The organism is Microbispora sp. NBRC 16548, from assembly GCF_030268985.1.
Taxonomy (GTDB): domain Bacteria; phylum Actinomycetota; class Actinomycetes; order Streptosporangiales; family Streptosporangiaceae; genus Microbispora; species Microbispora catharanthi.
In genome coordinates, this window is sequence record NZ_BSSF01000004.1 from 537403 (window position 1) to 555806 (window position 18404).

Here is an 18404-nt window from a genome sequence, read left to right on the forward strand (position 1 = left end):
GCCGTGAGACGTCAGCCCCTCGCCCTGTCCCTGTTCGCCCTCCTCGCGGCTCCCCTTCTCGTCGCGGGGTGCAGCCCGGCGGAGAGCGAGCCCGTCCCCGGTGCGTCGCAACCGGAGGTCAAGACCGCGACGCCGTCTCCCAAGCCGCAGCGGCGGCCCTTCACGATCTCCTTCGCGGGCGACGTGCACTTCGAGGGCGTCCTGCGCAACCGGCTCAACGCCGACCCCCGTACGGCGCTCGGCCCGATCGCCGCCGTGCTGCGTAAATCCAACCTCACCGCGCTCAACCTCGAGACGGCCATCACCACCGCCGGTACGCCCGCGCCGGGCAAGCAGTTCACCTTCCGCGCCCCGGCCACGGCGTTCGCCGCGCTCAAGGCCGCCGGGGTGGACGTGGTCACGATGGCCAACAACCACGGCATGGACTACATGGAGAGCGGCCTGCGGGACACGCTCGCCGCGATCAGGTCCTCGAAGTTCCCCGTCATCGGCATCGGCGCGAACGAGACCGAGGCATACCGGCCCTATCGCAGGACGGTCAACGGCAACCGGGTGTCGATCATCGGCGCGACCCAGGTGCTCGACGAGCAGTTCATCCAGGCGTGGACCGCCTCCGGCGACAAGGGCGGGCTCGCCTCGGCGAAGAACGAGCCCCGGCTCCTGCGTGCCGTACGGCAGGCCCGCAAGAACTCCGACACCGTCATCGTGTTCCTGCACTGGGGCACCGAGCTGGTCAAGTGCCCGACGCCGGTGCAGCGGAGCCTGGCGGACAAGCTCGCGGCCGCGGGGGCCGATGTGATCGTGGGCAGCCACGCGCACATCCTGCTGGGCGGCGGTTACTCCGGCCAGGCGTACGTGCAGTACGGCCTGGGCAACTTCGCCTTCTACAACTGGGGCCCGGACACCGGGACGACCGGTGTGCTCACCCTGACGATCAACGGCAGGAAGGTGCTCAAGGACCAGTGGACCCCCGCCCGGATCAACGGCGGCGTGCCGATTCCCGTGACGGGCGGCGCCAAGCAGCAGGCGCTCGGCGCGTACCGTGCGCTGCGCGGCTGCACCGGCCTGTCGGCCGCACCCGCCGACTCCTGACGGCGGGTGCGAGGGGATTCTTGCCGCAAATCAGACGACTGGTCGATAAGCGCTGACCACGGCGCGTGAAACAGGCAAGATGAGTGGGTGTCCAGCCGGTACGTGAGGGAAGCAGGCGGCCCCGCTGTCGCCGTCGAGCACTGTGCTGCCGTAGAGACCTGTGCCGCCGCCGAGAAATGGGCCCGTGGGGGTGGTGAGGGAATGTCGCCGCGCTCGTCGCATCCCGATGAGCCGCTGCGGCGGCGTCCTTCGCAGCGTCGCAGCGCCCGCAGAGTGGAGCGGATGCTCGACGCCTGCGCCGAGTTGCTCGACGAGGGAGGGTACGACGCGCTGACGACCACCCGGGTGGCCGAGCGGGCCGGGGTGGCGATCGGCTCGGTCTACCAGTTCTTCCCGGACAAGCGGGCGCTCAGCCAGGCCCTGACGCGGCGCAACGTCGAGTTGTTCGTCGCGCGGGTCGGGCGTCGCTTCATGGTCGAGGATTACGCCGGCTGGTGGGACGCCGTCGACGCCATCATCGACGAGTACGTCGAGATGCACCGTAGTGTGCCCGGGTTCCGCTCGCTGCACTTCGGCGAGGTCTTCGATCTCGACCTCCTCGACTCCGTGGCCGACAACAACACCGTGATCGCCGGACGGCTGCGCGCGTTGCTGTTCGCCGAATTCGGGCTGGCGGACAGTGAGGATTTGGATCGTGCCATTCTCGTCGCCGTCGAGGCCGGGGACGCGGTGCTGAAGCTCGCCTTCCGGCACGACCCGAACGGCGACCCCGGAATCGTGGCCGAAGCCAAACAGCTCGTCCGCGGATATCTGTCCCGCCAGCTCGCCTCCGCCGTCTCGCGACGCGGGTGACGACGCGCGCCCTCGTGGCGCGGGGTGTTGCCGCAGGCGGGCGGGGCATCCACCCCCCGCCGGAGGCGGGCGGAGCGGCTCGCGGCGGGTGGCGGTGCTCGTGCGGGCTTGTCCGTGCGGGCTTATCCGCGGGGCGGCTCACTCAGGAGGCGGCTCACTCGTGCGGGCGGCGGGGATCGCCCGGCGCCTGCGGGCCGGGTACGGCGCGGGGGACGCCGATCGAGGGCCACAGCCCCGGTGTGGCGGTGCCCTGGACGTAGGCGGTGTTCTCCCAGGACCTGGTGCGGGTGCGCGGCGGTATCGTCAGCTCCCGCGTGTCGTCCTCGTCCGTCAGGCTCGGCTGTCTCTTCCCGGTCGCGCCGGCGCGGCATCGCAGAGTCGCCGCCGGCTCGACCCTAAGCTCCATCATCTGCAGCTTGGCCTGCAGCCGGGCCAGTTCGGCGCGGGCCTGGTCGAGCGCCTCGTACTGGGCCGTGACGAAGCCGGCGAAACCCGGAACCACGGCGGCGAGCACCGTTGTGGAGGCGAGAGTCAATATCACCCGCTTGGACATGCTGTAACGCTCCTCGCCGAGCTTCGATTGGCACAGGCATGCTGCGATATGCCCGACTATCTGCCGAGAAAAGCGCATAGTAGCCAAACGTGTACTAACTGTTGCTTCGGCAATGCCTGGTGTTGCCCTGCGAAAACAGGCCGGGATCGGTAGCCTCGGCTCTGTGGCACATGTGACAAATGAGCAGGTGGACCGACTGCTCGAACAGGCCCTGCTGCTCGATGACCACGGTGCCCTCGCCCGCCGCCTCGACGCGCTGGCCCAGGGGTACGAGTCGGGAGAGATGTCCAGGGCGGCGATCCTCGTGCTCGCCGCGGAGGAGTGGCGCCAGGCCGGTCAGCCCGCGACCGCCCTCGACCGTTACCAGAGCGCTCTGGAGGACGGCGGGGAGGTGCCGGTGGACCCGCGTGCGGGCATCGCCGACACGCTGTTCGAACTCGACCGGCCCGAGGAGGCCAGGGCGTTGATCGCCGCGGTCAGGTCAGGGGACTGGAACCCGGCCACCGCGCTGACCGTCGCCGAGACGCTCGTGGCGTACGGCGACCTCGACGCGGCACACGAGTGGGCCACCGACGGCATCCGCGCCTGCGGCGCGACGGGGTCGGGCATCCGCGACTCGCTGCTGCGCACTCGCTACCGCATCCGGGTCGATCTCGGCCTGCCGGAGGACGACCTCGACGCCCTCCTCGACGTCTCCCGCTGAGTCCTCTCAGCACCCCGGATACGGCTGAGGGTCCCACCCGGTCAGGTGGTGTGAGGGCATGGGAAAAGGGGCCGTGGATCACGGCCCCTTGGTCACGTTGTCTTCGGTTTCGCTGTCTTCGGTATTCCGGCGGACGAGGCCGGATGGGAGCCGCGGGGGAGCCGGGGCGACGCCGATCACCCCGGCCGGCCGGTGCTCGCCTCTCTCCCCGCCCGGCGGACTCGCTCCTCGTGCGGCCCGGTCGCCGAACCCGGGCCGTCGGCCGCAAGGCCGCCGTCCTTGCGCGTCGTGCGGCGGATGGGGGGTTACGGCAGGAGTTTCTTGCCGGTCGCGGTGGCGAAATCGGTCACCGCGCGCGTGCCCGTCGCCTTGGTGAGGGCGGCCGGGGCGGTGATGTCACCGTTCTGCTGGCGCGAGGCCGCCTTGGGGTACTCGCGCGGCAGCAGTCGCGGCACGTGCCGGCCGTCCGCGGCGTCGGGCTGCACGGCCGCGGCGGTCCCCCGCCCGCGCGCGTCGTCGTTCCGCTGACGCTTGTCCTTGGCCCCCTTCTTGCGCTCACCCTCCGGCAGGGAGGCGTTGCGCGTGCCGGTCATGGGCCGGCCGGCCTGACCCGCCTGCGGGGCCGCCTGGCCGGCACTCTGCTTGGCACTCCGGTCGGCGGCCTGGGCGGGCGCCACGACCCCGGGCTGCTTGTGGGGGTGGTGCGCCTTGCGGTGGCGGCGGTCCTTCACCAGGAAGGTCTGCGTGCTCTGCTTCTGGCCCGACGCACCGCTCTGCGAACTGGTGCTGTGGAACTCGCCCTGGGGTGCGAAAGCACCCTGTGTGCCCTGGTTCCGCGCCTCCGGCTTCTGCGCGCCCGGCTTCTGCGCTCCCGAGTTCTGCGCTCCCGGCTTCTGTGCGCCCGGCTTCTGCGGCACGGAACCCTGGGCGGAGTCGCCCCGGGACGCCGAGCCCGCCTGCTCGTCCTGCGGCTTGGGATGCCGGTGGCTCTTCTTCTGATGCCCCTGCGCGACGGGGTGCTCCCGCTCCTGGGCGGCCGGCGCGGTCCGCAGCGCCTGGGGCGCGCAGGCGTTCGCGGCGCTGGGCTTGGCGGGTGCGGCGGCGAGGAGGGGCACGGTGCTCCTGGCCGGGAACAGGGTCTTGGCGTCCGCCGCGGGAACGGCGGGCGCGCGGCGCGGTTCGGAGACGGCCGTGGCGCCCGCCACGGCGTTGTGCACCGGGGCGGAGACCGCCTTCGCGGGCGCCGAGAGGGTCGTGGCGTCGGCGGGAAGCGTCTTCGCGCCCGCCGGTGCGGGCAGTGCCGTCGTGCCGCCGGGAACGGCGGGGGCGGCGGGGGCGGCCTTGGCCACGCCGGGTGCCGCACCGGTCGCCGCGCCGGTTGCCGCGCTGGGCATCGTGCCCGGCAGCGTACGTGGGCCTGGCACGGCCGGCAGCGCCGCGGGCCCCGGGACGGTCCGGGCGACCGTGGCAGGGCCGCTGGGAAGCGAGTTGCGCCCCTGACCGGCGGCCGCTCCGGCCATGTCGGCGATGCTCAGCACGCCCGCCGCCGGAAGGGTGGTCAGTCCTCCCGTGAGGTCGCGGCCGGTGACGTCATGGCCGGTGACGTCGCGGCCGGTGATGTCGTTGCTCTGGGCCCGGCAGGCGTCGGCGAGCGCGCCGTCCTTCGCCATCGCCGGGCCCCCGGTCAGCCAGCTCACTCCGGCAGTGACCGCCGCAAGCGCAACGCACCGCCCTCGAATACTTCGTGATGTCCTGGACATCCACGTCCCCCTGATCGCGTACGGTAGTCCGACGAACGCCGAACGTAGCAGCGAGGGGAAAGAGCGGGGCGCGCTTGCCCCAATGGTGGGGAAGACCTTACCGAGCGGGCTGGATCGTCAGCGTGTCACCTGCCTCGTCAAAGTCCACGATTACCTCGTCGCCGTCCCTGATGGCCCCCGACAGCAGCTCCTTGGCGAGCTTGTCGCCGATGGCCGACTGGATCAGGCGGCGCAGCGGGCGCGCGCCGTACAGCGGGTCGTAGCCGGTCAGCGCGAGCCAGTCGCGGGCGGCGGGCGTGACGGTCAGCCTCAGCCGCCGGTCCGACAGGCGCCGCGCGAGCCGGGCCACCTGCAGGTCCACGATCTGCGACAGCTCCTCGGTGCCCAGCGCGTCGAACACGATGATGTCGTCGAGCCGGTTGAGGAACTCGGGCTTGAACGACGCCCGCACCGCGTTCATCACGGCCTCGCGCTTGGCCCCGTTCTCCATCGTGGGGTCCACGAGGAACTGCGAGCCGATGTTCGAGGTGAGGATCAGGATCGTGTTGCGGAAGTCGACCGTGCGGCCCTGCCCGTCGGTGAGCCGGCCGTCGTCGAGCACCTGCAGCAGGATGTCGAAGACCTCGGGATGGGCCTTCTCGATCTCGTCGAGCAGCACCACGGTGTACGGCCTGCGCCGCACGGCCTCGGTGAGCTGGCCGCCCTCCTCGTAGCCGACGTAGCCGGGCGGCGCGCCGACCAGACGGGCCACGCTGTGCTTCTCGCTGTACTCGCTCATGTCGATGCGGGTCATGGCCCGCTCGTCGTCGAACAGGAACTCGGCGAGCGCCTTGGCCAGCTCGGTCTTGCCGACACCGGTCGGGCCGAGGAAGAGGAACGAGCCGGTCGGCCGGTCGGGGTCGGCGATGCCGGCCCGGGCACGCCGTACGGCGTCGGAGACGGCCTGGACGGCCTGGCGCTGGCCGATCAGGCGCTCGCCCAGCTCGTCCTCCATCCGCAGCAGCTTGGCGGTCTCGCCCTCCAGCAGCCGCCCGGCGGGGATGCCGGTCCACGAGGAGATGACCTCGGCGATGTCGTCCGGGCCGACCTCCTCCTTCACCATCGGCTCGGCCTCGGCCTCCGCGGTCTCGGCGGCCTTGGTGGCCTCGGCGAGCTCCTTCTCCAGGCGGGGGACGTCGCCGTACATGAGCCGCGACGCGGCCTCGAAGTCGCCGTCGCGCTGGGCCCGCTCGGCCGCGCCGCGCGCCTCGTCGAGCTGCTTCTTCAGCTCACCGACCTTGTTGAGGCCGGCCTTCTCCCGCTCCCACCGGCTGACCAGGGCGTTGAGGTCCTCCTGGCGGTTGGCCAGCTCCTCGCGGAGCTTCTCCAGGCGCTGCCGGCTGGCCTCGTCGGTCTCCTTGGCGAGCGCGAGCTCCTCCATCTTCAGGCGGTCCACGCTCCGCTGGAGCTGGTCGATCTCCACCGGCCGCGAGTCGATCTCCATGCGCAGCCGCGACATCGACTCGTCCACCAGGTCGATCGCCTTGTCAGGAAGGAAGCGCGCCGTGATGTAGCGGTCGGAGAGCGTCGCGGCGGCGACCAGGGCGCTGTCGGAGATCTGCACCTGGTGGTGGGCCTCGTATCGGCCCTTGAGCCCGCGCAGGATCGCGATCGTGTCCTCGACGGTGGGCTCGCCGACGTAGACCTGCTGGAACCGCCGCTCCAGGGCCGGGTCCTTCTCGATGCGCTCGCGGTACTCGTCGAGTGTGGTGGCGCCGATCATGCGCAGCTCGCCGCGGGCCAGCATGGGCTTGAGCATGTTGCCCGCGTCCATCGCGCCCTCGGCCGCGCCCGCGCCGACCATCGTGTGCAGCTCGTCGATGAACGTCACGATCTGGCCGTTGCTCTCCTTGATCTCGGTGAGCACGGCCTTGAGGCGTTCCTCGAACTCGCCGCGGTACTTCGCGCCCGCGACCATCGCGCCGAGGTCGAGCGCTACGAGACGCTTGTTGCGCAGGCTCTCGGGCACGTCGCCCGCGACGATCCGCTGGGCGAGGCCCTCCACCACGGCGGTCTTGCCGACGCCGGGCTCGCCGATCAGCACGGGGTTGTTCTTGGTGCGGCGCGACAGCACCTGGACGACCCGGCGGATCTCGCCGTCGCGACCGATCACCGGGTCGAGCTTGCCCGCCCTCGCCGCCTCGGTGAGGTCGACGCCGTACTTCTCCAGCGCCTGGTAGGTGTCCTCGGGCGTCTCGCTGGTTACCCGCGCGTGCCCGCGGACCTTCTCGAACGCCTCCAGCAGCGCGTCGGGGGTGGCGCCCACGGCCTTCAGCAGGTCGGCGACCTGTCCTCCGTCGGTCGCGAGCCCGACCAGCAGGTGCTCGGTCGAGACGTACTCGTCCTCGAGCTGCTTGGCCCGCTGCGCCGCGGTGTTGAGCACGGTCAGCAGCTGGCGCGAGCTGGACGGCGCGCTCACGGTGGAGCCCTGCGCCTTCGGCAGCCGGTCGAGCAGTTCCTCGGCCTGGGCGCGCAGCTGCCGGGGGTCCGCGCCGACGGCCTGCAGCAGCGACCCGGCGATGCCGCCGTTCTGCCCCAGCAGGGTCGTCAGCAGGTGCGCGGGCGCGACCTCGGGGTTGCCGTCGGCCGCGGCGCGCCGGACGGCCGCGGACAGGGCCTCCTGGCTCTTCTGGGTGAACTTGTAGTCCATATATGAATGCCTCGTTTCGCCGATCAGGCAGGTGGCAGTTCGTAGCGGACCAGTGCCCGCAACATCGTGAGCTCACCCCTGAGCCGGGTGACCTCCTCGCGCATGCGCATGTTCTCGGTTTCGAGTTCGAGGATGCGCTTGATGCCGGCGAGGTTGATGCCGTGCTCCTGGGAGAGCCGCTGGACCTCGCGCAGAAGCACGATGTCCCTGGTCGAGTACAGCCGCCCCCGCCCCGCCGTACGGCCGGGGCTGACGAGCCCGAGCCGGTCGTACTGGCGGAGCGTCTGCGGGTGCAGCCCGGACAGCTGGGCGGCTACGGAGATCACATAGACGGGGGTGTCGTCGGAGATGTCGAAAAAACTGGCATCCATCGGCTCACTCGCTTCTGGCCTGCTTGATCAGCTCTTCGCGAAGGTCCTGGCCCTCGGTGGCGTTCCTGAACTCCTCGAGGGCCGCGCGGGCCTTGTCGTCGAGGTTCTGGGGCACCGTGACCTGGACGGTGACCAGCAGGTCGCCCTTCGTGCCGTCCTTGCGGGAGGCCCCCCGGCCGCGCACCCGGAACGTCCGCCCGTTGGGCGTTCCCTCCGGGATGCGCAGGGTCACCGGCATCCCCCGGAGCGTCGGCACCTTGATCTCGGCGCCGAGCGCGGCCTCGGGGAAGGTGACGGGGACCGTGACGGTCAGGTTCTCCCCGCTGCGCCCGAACACGGGGTGCGGCTTGACGTGGACCAGCACGTAGAGGTCGCCGGCCGGGCCGCCGTTCTCACCGGGCGCGCCCTTGCCCTTGATCCTGATGCGCTGGCCGTCGCCGACCCCGGCCGGGATGCGGGCCTGGATCGTACGGGTGCTCTTGCCGCGCCCGCTGCCCTCGCAGACGGGGCAGGGGTCGTCGACCACCAGGCCCCGGCCGCGGCAGTCGCGGCACGGCTCGGAAAAGGCGAAGTTGCCGAGGTTGCGGCTGGCCGCCCCGGTTCCCTCGCAGGTCGGGCAGACCCGTGGGGTGGTGCCCGCCTTCGCCCCCGTGCCGCCGCAGGCGGTGCAGGCGGCCGAACTGGTGAGCCGGAGGGACACGGTGGTGCCGTCGACCGCCTCGCCGAAGGCGAGCGTCACCTCCGACTCGACGTCCTGGCCGCGCCGTGGCCGGGCAGTGGTCGTGCGCGTGCCCGCTCCGCCCCGGTTGAACAATCCCCCGAACAGATCCCCTATCCGCTCGCCCGACCCCGAGCCGCCGAACAGGTCGCCGAGATCGAAGTTGAAGCCGCCGCCGGCCCGGGGCCCGCCCGCGCCCGCGTAGCCGCCGAGCCCCGACCCGAAGAGCGTGCGCGCCTCGTCGTACTCCTTGCGCCGCTTGACGTCCGAGAGCACGTCGTACGCCTCGGAGACCTCCTTGAACTTCTCCTCGGTCTCCTTGTTCCCCGGGTTGGCGTCGGGGTGGTACTGGCGGGCGAGCTTGCGGTACGCCTTCTTGATCTCCTCGGCGCTCGCGGTCTTGGGCACACCAAGGACGGCGTAGTAGTCCTTTTCCAAGTAGTCCTTGGTGCTCATCTATTGCTTCCTTCGCACGAAAGGGGAGTGATTCAGTGTTCCCGCGGCTGTCGTCGCGGGTGCCCTCGCGGGTCTCTCCCGATCTTCGCCGATCGGGAGAGACCTCCGCGGTTTCAGTTCTCGTCCGGTCCGCCGGACTCGCCGGAGCCGGCCGCCGTCTCCTCGGCCGCCGCCTCCTCGCTCGGCTCGGCGACGGCCACGCGGGCGGCGCGCAGGATCCGCTCGTTGATCCGGTAACCCGGCTGGAGGATCTCGACGCACGTCGGCTCGGTCACCTCCGCCGAGTAGCTGTGCAGCAGGGCCTCGTGCACGGTCGGGTCGAAGAGGTCGCCCTTCGTGCCGTACGCGGTCAGGCCCAGCTTGCCGACGGCCGCCTCCAGCGACTCGCTCACCTTCGCGAAGCCGCCGGTGAGCTCGCCGTGGTCGCGGGCGCGGCCGATGTCGTCGAGCACGGGCAGCAGCTCGGTGAGCACGCTCGCGACGGCCTGCTCCCTGACGGCGATCCGGTCGCGCTCGACCCGCTTGCGGTAGTTGCTGAACTCCGCTTGGAGCCGCTGCAGATCGGCGGTGCGCTCGGCGAGCAGGTCCGTCGCGGACCCCTCGGCGGGCGCCGCCGCCGTCTGCGTGCCCTGGTCTCCGAGGGCGCCCTCGGGCGCGTCCTCGGCGGACTCGCGGACCTTGCCGGTCTCCGGGTCGATCTTGCGGTTGTCGCGGATCACCGGCTCCTCCTCGGAGCCGTTCTCACGCGGGCTCACTTGCGGCCGCCCTCCCGCTCGTCGTCGACGATCTCAGCCTCGACCACGTCCTCGTCGGCCTTCGCCTGGGCGCCTTCCGCGTCCGCGCCGGGTGCGGCGCCCTCGGCGCCGGCCTGCGACTGGGCGTAGATGGCCGAGCCCATCTTCTGGCTGACCGTGGCGAGCGTTTCGGCGGCGGTGCGGATGGCGGGGATGTCGGTGCCCTCCAGCGCCTTCTTCAGCTCGGCGAGCGAGTCGTTGACCTCGGTCTTCACGTCGGCCGGGACCTTCTCGTCGTTCTCGCGGAGGAACTTCTCCGTCTGGTAGGCCAGCGCGTCCGCGTTGTTGCGGACCTCGGCCTCCTCGCGGCGCCGCTTGTCGTCCTCGGCGTAGGACTCCGCCTCGCGCATCATGCGCTCGATGTCCTCCTTGCCCAGGGCCGAGCCGCCGGTGATGGTCATCGACTGCTCCTTGCCCGTGCCGAGGTCCTTCGCCGAGACGTTCACGATGCCGTTGGCGTCGATGTCGAAGGTGACCTCGATCTGCGGGATGCCGCGCGGGGCCGGGGCGATGCCGGTCAGCTCGAAGGTGGCCAGCTTCTTGTTGTACGCCGCGATCTCGCGCTCGCCCTGGTAGACCTGGATCTGCACCGACGGCTGGTTGTCCTCGGCCGTGGTGAAGACCTCAGAGCGCTTGGTCGGGATCGTCGTGTTGCGCTCGATGATCTTGGTGAAGATCCCGCCCTTGGTCTCGATGCCCAGGCTGAGCGGGGTGACGTCGAGCAGCAGGACGTCCTTGACCTCGCCCTTGAGGACACCGGCCTGGAGCGCGGCGCCGATGGCGACGACCTCGTCCGGGTTCACGCCCTTGTTGGGCTCCTTGCCGCCGGTCAGCTCCTTCACGAGGTCGGACACGGCCGGCATACGGGTGGAGCCGCCGACCATGACCACGTGGGCGATGTCGGAGATCTTGATCCCCGCGTCCTTGATGACCTGGTGGAAGGGGCCCTTGCAGCGCTCGAGCAGGTCGGCGGTGATCCGCTGGAACTCCGCCCGGGTCAGCTTCTCCTCCAGGTGCAGCGGGCCCTCGGAGGAGGCGGTGATGTAGGGCAGGTTGATCGTGGTCTCGGTCTGGGCCGACAGCTCGATCTTGGCCTTCTCGGCCGCCTCGCGCAGGCGCTGGAGGGCCATCTTGTCCTTGGACAGGTCCACGCCGTGCGCGTTCTTGAAGCGCGTCACCAGCTCGTCGACGACCCGCTGGTCCCAGTCGTCGCCGCCGAGGTGGTTGTCACCGCTGGTGGCCTTGACCTCGACGAACCCGTGCCCGTCCTCCTGGCCGACGTCGAGCAGGGACACGTCGAAGGTGCCGCCGCCGAGGTCGAAGACCAGGATGGTCTGGTCCTTCTCCTTGTCGAGGCCGTAGGCCAGGGCCGCGGAGGTGGGCTCGTTGATGATGCGCAGCACGTTGAGGCCCGCGATCTGGCCGGCCTCCTTGGTGGCCTGCCGCTGGGCGTCGTTGAAGTACGCCGGGACGGTGATCACCGCATCGGTGATCTTCTCGCCCAGGTATGCCTCCGCGTCCTGCTTGAGCTTCTGCAGGACGAACGCGCTGATCTGCTGGGGCGTGAACTTCTTGCCGTCGATCTCGATCGACCAGTTCGTGCCCATGTGGCGCTTGACCGAGCGGATGGTCCTGTCGACGTTGGTCACCGCCTGCCGCTTGGCGACCTCGCCGACGAGAACCTCGCCGTTCTTCGCGAACGCGACCACGGACGGCGTGGTCCGCGAGCCCTGGGCGTTCGCGATGACCGTGGGCTCGCCGCCCTCGAGGATCGAGACGACGGAGTTGGTCGTCCCCAGGTCGATACCTACCGCACGTGCCATGAGTACGTCCTTGTAGTCAAAGTTGAGTCGGTCAGACTCAAATACTAGCCCCGCCGAGGGGTCTGTCAAACAGCTTGAGTCTATGGGGCTCAACCCTGGAGCGCGCGGATTTCATTCCGTCATCGCGAACTTGTGTGAACTGTCCTGTCTGCCTCGTCCGGGGCCGGGGCCTCCGGACGAGGGCATCGTCTACTTCGCGCCGTCCACGACCTTCCGCCCGTCGAGGGGGGCCTTGAGCTGCACCTTCGTGGTCTTCATGATCGCGATCGCGATGCAGACGGCGTCGGGCGAGCGCCGGTCCTGCCCCTCGTACAGGGTGACGGTGACCTCGCGCGCGGTCTCGGTCACGTCGACGCGGTCGAGCACGTTGCAGGGCTCCACTCCGGACCACCACACGACGTCGAGGGACCTGCCGTCCTCCGTGGGGGTGGCGCTCTCCCACGGCACCTTTCGCGGGTTCAGGGTGGGGCCGGCCGGGGTCACGGGAGATGGCGCGCCGGACGGTGCCGTGCCGGCCGGCGAGGCCGGTGCGGGTGAGCTGTGATCGGCCCCGGCGCCGGAGGGGGAGCCCTCGGGCTGCTCGGGTGATGCCGAGGTGGAGGAGGTCCCTCCGCAGGCGACCGCCAGGAAGAGGAGGGCCACGAGCCAGAGCTTTCTCATGCCCCTTACACGGCTGTAAAGAGCCCCCGGTTCGACCGGCCGGCTGCGCGTTGACGCACCCCCGTCAGGGGGCTAATTTCAACGCATGATGAATTTATCGGATCCCGCGATCGCCGTACGGGATCTGCGGGTGGCCAGGGGCGGGGCGGAGGTCCTGCACGGCCTCACCTTCGAGGTGCCGCGAGGGCAGGTCACCGGCCTGCTCGGGCCGAGCGGCTGCGGCAAGACGACGCTCATGCGGGCGATCGTGGGCGTCCAGATCGTGTCCGGCGGCGAGGTGAGGGTGCTCGGCGAGCCGGCCGGGAGTGCGGGCCTGCGCCGCAGGATCGGCTACTCGACACAGAGCCCGGCGGTCTACCGGGACCTGACCGTGCTGGAGAACCTGCGCTACTTCGCCGCCGTGCTCGGCGCGCCGAAGGACGACCCCGAGCGGGTGCTGGCGGAGGTGGGGCTCGCCGGCGCCGCCCACCAGCTCGGGTCCACGCTCTCCGGCGGCCAGTTGGGCCGCGCCGGGCTCGCCGTGGCCCTGCTCGGCCGTCCGGAACTGCTCGTGCTGGACGAGCCGACGGTCGGGCTCGACCCCGTGCTGCGGCAGGAGCTGTGGACGCTCTTCCACCGCCTGGCCGAGGGCGGCACCACGATCCTGGTCTCCAGCCACGTCATGGACGAGGCCGCGCGGTGCGAGCGGCTGATCGTGCTGCGCCAGGGGGAGATCCTCACCGACGACACCCCCCGCGCCCTGCGCGCGCACACGGGCACGACCGACCTGGAGGAGGCGTTCCTGCGCCTGATCGAGGAGAGGGCGGCGGCATGAGTTTCGCGATCACCCTCGCCACCGCGAGGCGGATCATGACCCAGCTCCGCCACGACCGGCGGACGGTCGCGCTGATGGTCCTGGTGCCGACGCTGGTGATGATCCTGCTCTATTACGTGATGGACGACGAGCGGTCGTTCGGCCGCTGGGCGCCGATCCTGCTGTGCGTCTTCCCCTTCCTGGTGATGTTCCTCATCACCTCGATCGCGACCCTGCGCGAGCGCACGTCGGGCACGCTGGAGCGGCTCATGGCGATGCCGCTCGGCCGGCTCGACCTCCTCCTCGGGTATGGCCTCGCGTTCGGTCTGGCGGCGTGTGCCCAGGTGGCGCTGGCGCTGGCCGTCTCCCTCACCTGGCTGGGCCTGGACCTGCCGGGCCCGCTGTGGCCGCTGGTGCTCGTCGCCCTGCTCAACGCCCTGCTCGGCACCGCGCTCGGCCTGCTGTGCAGCGCGTTCGCCCGTACGGAGTTCCAGGCCGTGCAGTTCATGCCGCTCGTGATGATCCCCCAGATCCTGCTCGGCGGGATCCTCGTGCCGCGTGAGCAGATGGCGACCGCGCTGGAATGGATCTCGGACGTGCTGCCCATGTCGTACGCGATCGAGGCGATGGCGCACGCGGTCGCGGACGCCGACCCGGGCGGCGAGTTCTGGCGCGACGTCGTCGTGGTGGCGGGGTCGGCCGTGCTGGCCCTTCTGCTCGGCGCCGCCACGCTGCGGCGCCGAACCTCCTGAGCGAACCCTCTGCGTGCCGCCGTACGCCTTGGGCATGGGCTCAGCGCGTTCGGCGGCGCCAGGCCGAGGGACTGACCCCGTGGGCGCGCTTGAACGCCACGCTGAAGGCGAACGCGTCCTCGTAGCCGACCTCGCGGGCCACGGCGGCGACGGTGGCATCGGTGTCGCCGAGCAGATCGGCTCCCAGGGTCATCCGCCAGCCGGTGAGGTAGGTGAGCGGGGGCTCGCCCACCATGCTCCTGAAGCGCGCGGCGAAGGCGGCGCGGGACATGCCGACCCCGGCGGCCAGCTCGGCGACCGTCCACCGATGAGCGGGACGGTCGTGCAGCAGGCGCAGCGCCTCGCCGACGGCGGGATCGGCCAGCGCCCGGTGCCAGGAGGGGAGCGGAGCCTCCGGCCCGGCGCACCAGGCCCGCAACGCCAGCACGAGCACGAGGTCGAGCAGCCGGTGGAGGACGGCGTCCTGGCCCGGTTCGTCGCGGGCGACCTCGGTGGCGAGCAGATCCAGGGCGGCCCGGGTGCGCGGCCCGGCCGGCACGACCGCCAGCGGCGGCAGCATGCGCAGCAGCCGGGCGCCGGCCTCGCCGCGCAGTTCGCAGGCGCCCCTGAGCATGATCGTGGCCCCGGGCAGGCCGTCGCCGTAGGTGCGCGGGCCCAGACTCCGCTGCACGCCCGCCCCCACCCCGGCCGCCCCCACCCCGGCCGCCCCCTCGCCTCCGCCGACGACGTGTTTCCTTTCCCCGTGGATCACGGCCTGCGGCGGGGTGGCCGGACTGTCGGCGATCGTGTGCGCGTGTGCGCCGCCGATGAGGGCGATGTCACCGGGAGCCAGGCGCACCGGGGCGACGCCGGCGTCGTCGAGCCGGACCGACGCGTGGCCGCCGAGCGCGGCCACGACGGTGAGAGGAGGGGCACCGGTGAAGGCCAGCGCCCACGGCGGCCGCTGGATCAACTGCCTGACCAGAGCGTTCCTGGCGTGAGCCCGGTGGAGCAGGTCGCTCAGCACGTCCATGCCGTCACGGTAGACGATCACAAATGGATGGACGACGTTCTCCCATGGATCGTCTGCGCTTCCCCCGGTTTCCTGGAGGCATGGAGAAGATTCTCGTTCTCGGCGGCACCGGCAAAACGGGTCGCCGCGTCGTCCGGCACCTGAAGGCCGCCGGTATTCGGGTGAGCGCGGCGTCCCGCACCGGCGGGGACGTCGCCTTCGATCTGGGCAGACCTGAGACCTGGGCTCGCGCGCTCGACGGGGCCGCCGCCGTCTACATCGTCGAGCCCGACCTGCGGCCGGGCCTGGACCGCCGGGCGCGCGTCCCCGCTCTCGTGGCCGAGGCGGTGGCCGCGGGCGCGCGGCGGCTGGTGCTGCTGTCCGCCCACGGCGTGGGCGAGGCCGGTGACGATCACCCTCTGAAGTCCGCGGAGCAGGCCGTGCGCGAGTCGGGCGTCGGCTGGACCCTCCTGCGGCCCGACTGGTTCTCGCAGAACTTCAGCGAGGCCTTCTGGCGGCAGGGGATCCTCGCCGGAACCCTGGCCCTGCCCACCGGCGACGGTCGCACCCCGTTCGTCGACGCCGAGGACATCGCCGAGGTCGCGGCGGCGGCACTGACGGACGAGCGCCACAGCGGCCGGATCTACTATCTGACCGGCCCGCGGGCCGTCGCCTTCGGAGAGGCGGCCGATCTCATCGGCAGGGCCACGGGGCGTACGATCCGGCACGTCGACGTCGATCCCGAGGTCTTCGTGGAGCGCCAGGTCGCGAACGGCGTTCCGCCCGACGTCGCGCGGCTGCTCACCGGCCTCCTCGCGAACATCCGCGACGGGCGGGGCGCCGCGCCCTCCGACGGCGTGGAACACGCCCTCGGCCGGCCGCCCAGGCGGTTCGAGGACTACGTCGCCGAGACCGCCGCCGCAGGACACTGGAACTGACCCTTTCCGCCAGCGCGTGGGGCAGCGCATTCGGCTCCGTCCGGCGGGGTCGGTAAGCTGCGGGGAGATCCCGGCGAAGCCCAGAAGAGGTGCAGGAATGATCGCGATTCTCGGGACCGGAAAGATGGGCGAGGCCCTGCTCTCCGGGCTGGTACGCGCCGGTCTGCGGCCGGACGAGATCGTGGCGACGGCCCGCAGGCCCGAGCGGGCCGAGGCGCTGCGCGAGCGGTACGGCGTGCGGGTCGCGAGCAACGCCGAGGCCGCCAAGCTGGCCGACACTCTGATCCTCGCGGTCAAGCCGCAGGACATGGGCGCGCTGCTGACCGAGATCTCCCCGCATGTGGCCGCCGACCGGCTGGTGATCTCGGTGGCCGCCGGCATCACGACCGCGTTCGTGGAGGCGAGGCTCGGGGACGGCGTGGCGGTCGTCCGCGTCATGTCCAACACGCCCGTCCTGGTGGACGAGGCCATGAGCGTCATCTCGGCCGGGGCGCACGCCTCCGAGGAGCACCTCAAGCGCACCGAGGAACTGCTCAACCCGGTGGGCAAGGTGCTGCGCATCCCCGAGTCGCAGCAGGACGCCGCCACCGCCCTGTCCGGCAGCGGCCCGGCGTACTTCTTCTACCTGGTCGAGGCCATGGTCGACGCCGGGATCCTGCTGGGCATGCCGCGCGCCGCCGCCCTCGACATGGTCACCCAGTCGATCGTCGGCGCCGCGATCATGCTGCGCGACTCCGGGGAGCACCCGGTGATCCTGCGCGAGGCCGTGACCTCGCCGGGAGGCACCACGATCTCCGCCATCGCCGAGCTGGAGCGCCACAAGGTGCGGGCCGCGTTCCTCGACGCCATCGAGGCGGCTTGCGAGCGCAGCCGCCGTCTCGCCGCCGGCTGACACAAGACGCTCATCCCGGTTCGCGGACAGTGCCCCGGCTGCCGCGCTGATGCCCTGTGCTGACCGGTATTCCCTGTGCCGACCGCATTCCCGGGACGGCGGATGACCATCGCTTTACGATTGGCGGGTGACGTCTCGTCGCGGGGTCGTCCCGCTTCTCGCCGTCCTGCTCGCCGCCGGGTGCACGTCCTCAGAACCACAGAAAGCCCCGGTGGCGGTGGTCACCAGAACCACCGTCAGCGAGGTCGTCGAGGCCCCGGCGACGGTGGGCGCGCGTGCGACGGCGACCCTGACCGCCCCCGCCTCCGGCACGGTCGCCCGCCTGTACGTCCAGGACGGCGACACGGTGAAGAAGGGCCAGATCCTCGCCAGGATCAGCTCTCCGCAGGCCAGGCAGCAACTTTCCGCCGCGCGGAAGGCCGACAGGCAGGCCGCCCGTCCGGTCTCCTTCGGCGGCGCGGGCGGCGCTCCGGTCAGCGTACGGCTGCCGCGCCCGCGGCTGCCGAGCTCGCTCGACGCGCACGTCGCCCGGTCGTTCGCCCAGGCCAGGAAGGCGGCCAGGTCGATCGGCGACCGTGCGACCAGGGCACGGCTGCTGGCCGCCATCGACGCCGCGGACAAGCGTCAGCGGGCCCAGCGGCGGGCGCTCGGCGAGGTGCTCGACGGGCTGACCCGCTCGCTCGACCAGACGCTGTCGCAGGTGAGCGGCCAGGTGAGCGCGGGGATGAGCGGGCTGAGCGCGTCCATGGCGTCCCTGCGGGCCGCGTCGAGGTCGCAGACCAGGGCGGCCGTGCACGCGGCCGAGCAGACCGTGGACGCCCTGGTCGTCAGGGCGCCGTTCGGCGGCGTGGTCACGCTCGGCGGCGCGTCCCCGGCGGCGGGCGCGGCCGGCCTCGGCGCGCTGGTCTCGCAGCTGCCGGCGGGGCTGGCGAGTCAGGCGGGAGCCGCGGCGGCCGCTCCCGCGGGCCGTTCCGGCGGGACGATCGCCACCGGGGTCCCGGTGGCCGCAGGGGATCCGATCGTCACGGTGACCGACGTGTCGGTGCTCACGTTGTCCGCCGACGTGGACGAGACCGATGTGCTGCTGGTGCGCAGGGGCACATCGGCCGAGGTCGAGTTCGACGCGGTGACCGGCGCGACGTACACCGGCAGCGTGACGGGCGTGGGGGTCACCCCCAAGGAGGGCGCGACCGGCGGGGTCAGCTATCCCGTACGGCTGCGCCTGGGCCGGGGCGCCTACGACGACGGCAGCGCGGCCCCCGCGCCCAAGCCGGGGATGAGCGCCGTGGTGCGGCTGGCCGTACGCCGGTCGGAGAACGCCACCGCTGTGCCCGCGTCGGCGATCGTGACGAGCGGCCGGGAGACGATCGTGTGGGCGGTGCGCGGCGGCAGGGCCGAGCGGCGGGTCGTCCGGCTGGGCGCGCAGGGCGACGCGGTCGTGGAGATCCTCAGCGGGGTGTCCCCCGGTGAGCGGGTGGTCGTCAAGGGCGCCGACGCCGTACGCCCCGGCCAGTCGCTGTCGTGAGCCGCGACAAGCGTGCCGGCGGGCCCGCCACGGCGGCGACAC

At 71.7% G+C, this 18404-nt stretch carries 17 protein-coding genes; 8 read left to right on the forward strand and 9 right to left on the reverse strand.

Annotated elements, in window-relative coordinates; genetic code table 11:
* The first annotated feature begins 3 nt into the window (after positions 1-3).
* Positions 4-1092, forward strand: a complete 1089-nt coding sequence (locus QSK36_RS13600; RefSeq protein ID WP_240808871.1) for a CapA family protein — start codon at positions 4-6, stop codon at positions 1090-1092.
* 201 nt (positions 1093-1293) lie between these two features.
* Positions 1294-1944, forward strand: a complete 651-nt coding sequence (locus tag QSK36_RS13605; RefSeq protein WP_183537575.1) for a TetR/AcrR family transcriptional regulator — start codon at positions 1294-1296, stop codon at positions 1942-1944.
* 154 nt (positions 1945-2098) lie between these two features.
* Here QSK36_RS13605 and QSK36_RS13610 read toward each other — a convergent pair whose 3' ends face one another.
* Entirely contained in the window at positions 2099-2497 is a 399-nt protein-coding gene (locus tag QSK36_RS13610) for a hypothetical protein (RefSeq protein ID WP_285782647.1), read from the reverse strand.
* 163 nt (positions 2498-2660) lie between these two features.
* Between QSK36_RS13610 and QSK36_RS13615 the strand changes: the two genes are divergently transcribed.
* Positions 2661-3200, forward strand: coding sequence for a YfgM family protein (locus tag QSK36_RS13615; RefSeq protein WP_285782648.1), 540 nt, complete (start codon positions 2661-2663; stop codon positions 3198-3200).
* A gap of 305 nt (positions 3201-3505) precedes the next feature.
* Here the strand turns inward: QSK36_RS13615 and QSK36_RS13620 are convergent, their stop codons facing one another.
* The 7 genes from QSK36_RS13620 to QSK36_RS13650 form a co-directional block, all read right to left on the reverse strand.
* A complete protein-coding gene (locus QSK36_RS13620) occupies positions 3506-4897 on the reverse strand; it encodes a hypothetical protein (RefSeq protein WP_285782649.1) in 1392 nt (463 codons plus the stop codon).
* Positions 4898-5057: 160 nt separating this feature from the next.
* Complete coding sequence (gene clpB / locus QSK36_RS13625; protein ID WP_285782650.1) at positions 5058-7649, reverse strand: ATP-dependent chaperone ClpB; 2592 nt, start codon at positions 7647-7649, stop codon at positions 5058-5060.
* Positions 7650-7672: 23 nt separating this feature from the next.
* Positions 7673-8020 (reverse strand): heat shock protein transcriptional repressor HspR, encoded by a 348-nt coding sequence (locus tag QSK36_RS13630; protein WP_139574042.1) that lies wholly within the window; start codon positions 8018-8020, stop codon positions 7673-7675.
* A gap of 4 nt (positions 8021-8024) precedes the next feature.
* A complete protein-coding gene (gene dnaJ, locus QSK36_RS13635; RefSeq protein ID WP_183537571.1) occupies positions 8025-9194 on the reverse strand; it encodes a molecular chaperone DnaJ in 1170 nt (389 codons plus the stop codon).
* A gap of 113 nt (positions 9195-9307) precedes the next feature.
* Entirely contained in the window at positions 9308-9949 is a 642-nt protein-coding gene (grpE, locus tag QSK36_RS13640; RefSeq protein WP_285782651.1) for a nucleotide exchange factor GrpE, read from the reverse strand.
* Positions 9946-11811 carry a molecular chaperone DnaK gene (gene dnaK, locus QSK36_RS13645; RefSeq protein ID WP_139574045.1) on the reverse strand — a complete coding sequence of 622 codons (1866 nt, stop codon included), beginning with the start codon at positions 11809-11811 and terminating at the stop codon, positions 9946-9948. The genes grpE and dnaK overlap by 4 nt, the downstream gene beginning before the upstream one ends.
* A gap of 189 nt (positions 11812-12000) precedes the next feature.
* The gene (locus tag QSK36_RS13650) at positions 12001-12471 is read right to left on the reverse strand and encodes a hypothetical protein (RefSeq protein ID WP_285782652.1); all 471 of its coding nucleotides are present in this window, start codon (positions 12469-12471) and stop codon (positions 12001-12003) included.
* Between the two features lie 85 nt (positions 12472-12556).
* Here QSK36_RS13650 and QSK36_RS13655 point away from each other — a divergent pair, with 85 nt between their 5' ends.
* Positions 12557-13285, forward strand: a complete 729-nt coding sequence (locus QSK36_RS13655; RefSeq protein ID WP_285782653.1) for an ABC transporter ATP-binding protein — start codon at positions 12557-12559, stop codon at positions 13283-13285.
* Entirely contained in the window at positions 13282-14016 is a 735-nt protein-coding gene (locus QSK36_RS13660) for an ABC transporter permease (RefSeq protein ID WP_285782654.1), read from the forward strand. The genes QSK36_RS13655 and QSK36_RS13660 overlap by 4 nt, the downstream gene beginning before the upstream one ends.
* 40 nt (positions 14017-14056) lie before the next feature.
* Here QSK36_RS13660 and QSK36_RS13665 read toward each other — a convergent pair whose 3' ends face one another.
* The gene (locus QSK36_RS13665; RefSeq protein WP_285782655.1) at positions 14057-15028 is read right to left on the reverse strand and encodes an AraC family transcriptional regulator; all 972 of its coding nucleotides are present in this window, start codon (positions 15026-15028) and stop codon (positions 14057-14059) included.
* A gap of 80 nt (positions 15029-15108) precedes the next feature.
* On the opposite strand from QSK36_RS13665, the gene QSK36_RS13670 reads away from it, so the two are divergent.
* The 3 genes from QSK36_RS13670 (at position 15109) to QSK36_RS13680 (ending at position 18362) form a co-directional block, all read left to right on the forward strand.
* On the forward strand, positions 15109-15945 hold the full coding sequence (locus tag QSK36_RS13670) for an NAD(P)H-binding protein (protein ID WP_285782656.1): 837 nt from the start codon (positions 15109-15111) through the stop codon (positions 15943-15945).
* Positions 15946-16042: 97 nt separating this feature from the next.
* Positions 16043-16837, forward strand: coding sequence for a pyrroline-5-carboxylate reductase (gene proC / locus QSK36_RS13675; RefSeq protein ID WP_139574049.1), 795 nt, complete (start codon positions 16043-16045; stop codon positions 16835-16837).
* A 127-nt stretch (positions 16838-16964) separates the two neighbouring features.
* Positions 16965-18362, forward strand: coding sequence for an efflux RND transporter periplasmic adaptor subunit (locus tag QSK36_RS13680; RefSeq protein WP_183537565.1), 1398 nt, complete (start codon positions 16965-16967; stop codon positions 18360-18362).
* Positions 18363-18404 lie beyond the last annotated feature (42 nt).

What these genes read in the sequence shown, in the direction of transcription:
- QSK36_RS13605 (WP_183537575.1), top strand. Translation starts at nt 1,294, where the DNA reads ATGTCGCCGCGCTCGTCGCATCCCGATGAGCCGCTGCGGCGGCGTCCT.
- QSK36_RS13610 (WP_285782647.1), bottom strand. Translation starts at nt 2,497, where the DNA reads ATGTCCAAGCGGGTGATATTGACTCTCGCCTCCACAACGGTGCTCGCC.
- clpB (WP_285782650.1), bottom strand. Translation starts at nt 7,649, where the DNA reads ATGGACTACAAGTTCACCCAGAAGAGCCAGGAGGCCCTGTCCGCGGCC.
- QSK36_RS13630 (WP_139574042.1), bottom strand. Translation starts at nt 8,020, where the DNA reads ATGGATGCCAGTTTTTTCGACATCTCCGACGACACCCCCGTCTATGTG.
- dnaJ (WP_183537571.1), bottom strand. Translation starts at nt 9,194, where the DNA reads ATGAGCACCAAGGACTACTTGGAAAAGGACTACTACGCCGTCCTTGGT.
- dnaK (WP_139574045.1), bottom strand. Translation starts at nt 11,811, where the DNA reads ATGGCACGTGCGGTAGGTATCGACCTGGGGACGACCAACTCCGTCGTC.
- QSK36_RS13650 (WP_285782652.1), bottom strand. Translation starts at nt 12,471, where the DNA reads ATGAGAAAGCTCTGGCTCGTGGCCCTCCTCTTCCTGGCGGTCGCCTGC.
- QSK36_RS13655 (WP_285782653.1), top strand. Translation starts at nt 12,557, where the DNA reads ATGATGAATTTATCGGATCCCGCGATCGCCGTACGGGATCTGCGGGTG.
- QSK36_RS13660 (WP_285782654.1), top strand. Translation starts at nt 13,282, where the DNA reads ATGAGTTTCGCGATCACCCTCGCCACCGCGAGGCGGATCATGACCCAG.
- QSK36_RS13665 (WP_285782655.1), bottom strand. Translation starts at nt 15,028, where the DNA reads ATGGACGTGCTGAGCGACCTGCTCCACCGGGCTCACGCCAGGAACGCT.
- QSK36_RS13670 (WP_285782656.1), top strand. Translation starts at nt 15,109, where the DNA reads ATGGAGAAGATTCTCGTTCTCGGCGGCACCGGCAAAACGGGTCGCCGC.
- proC (WP_139574049.1), top strand. Translation starts at nt 16,043, where the DNA reads ATGATCGCGATTCTCGGGACCGGAAAGATGGGCGAGGCCCTGCTCTCC.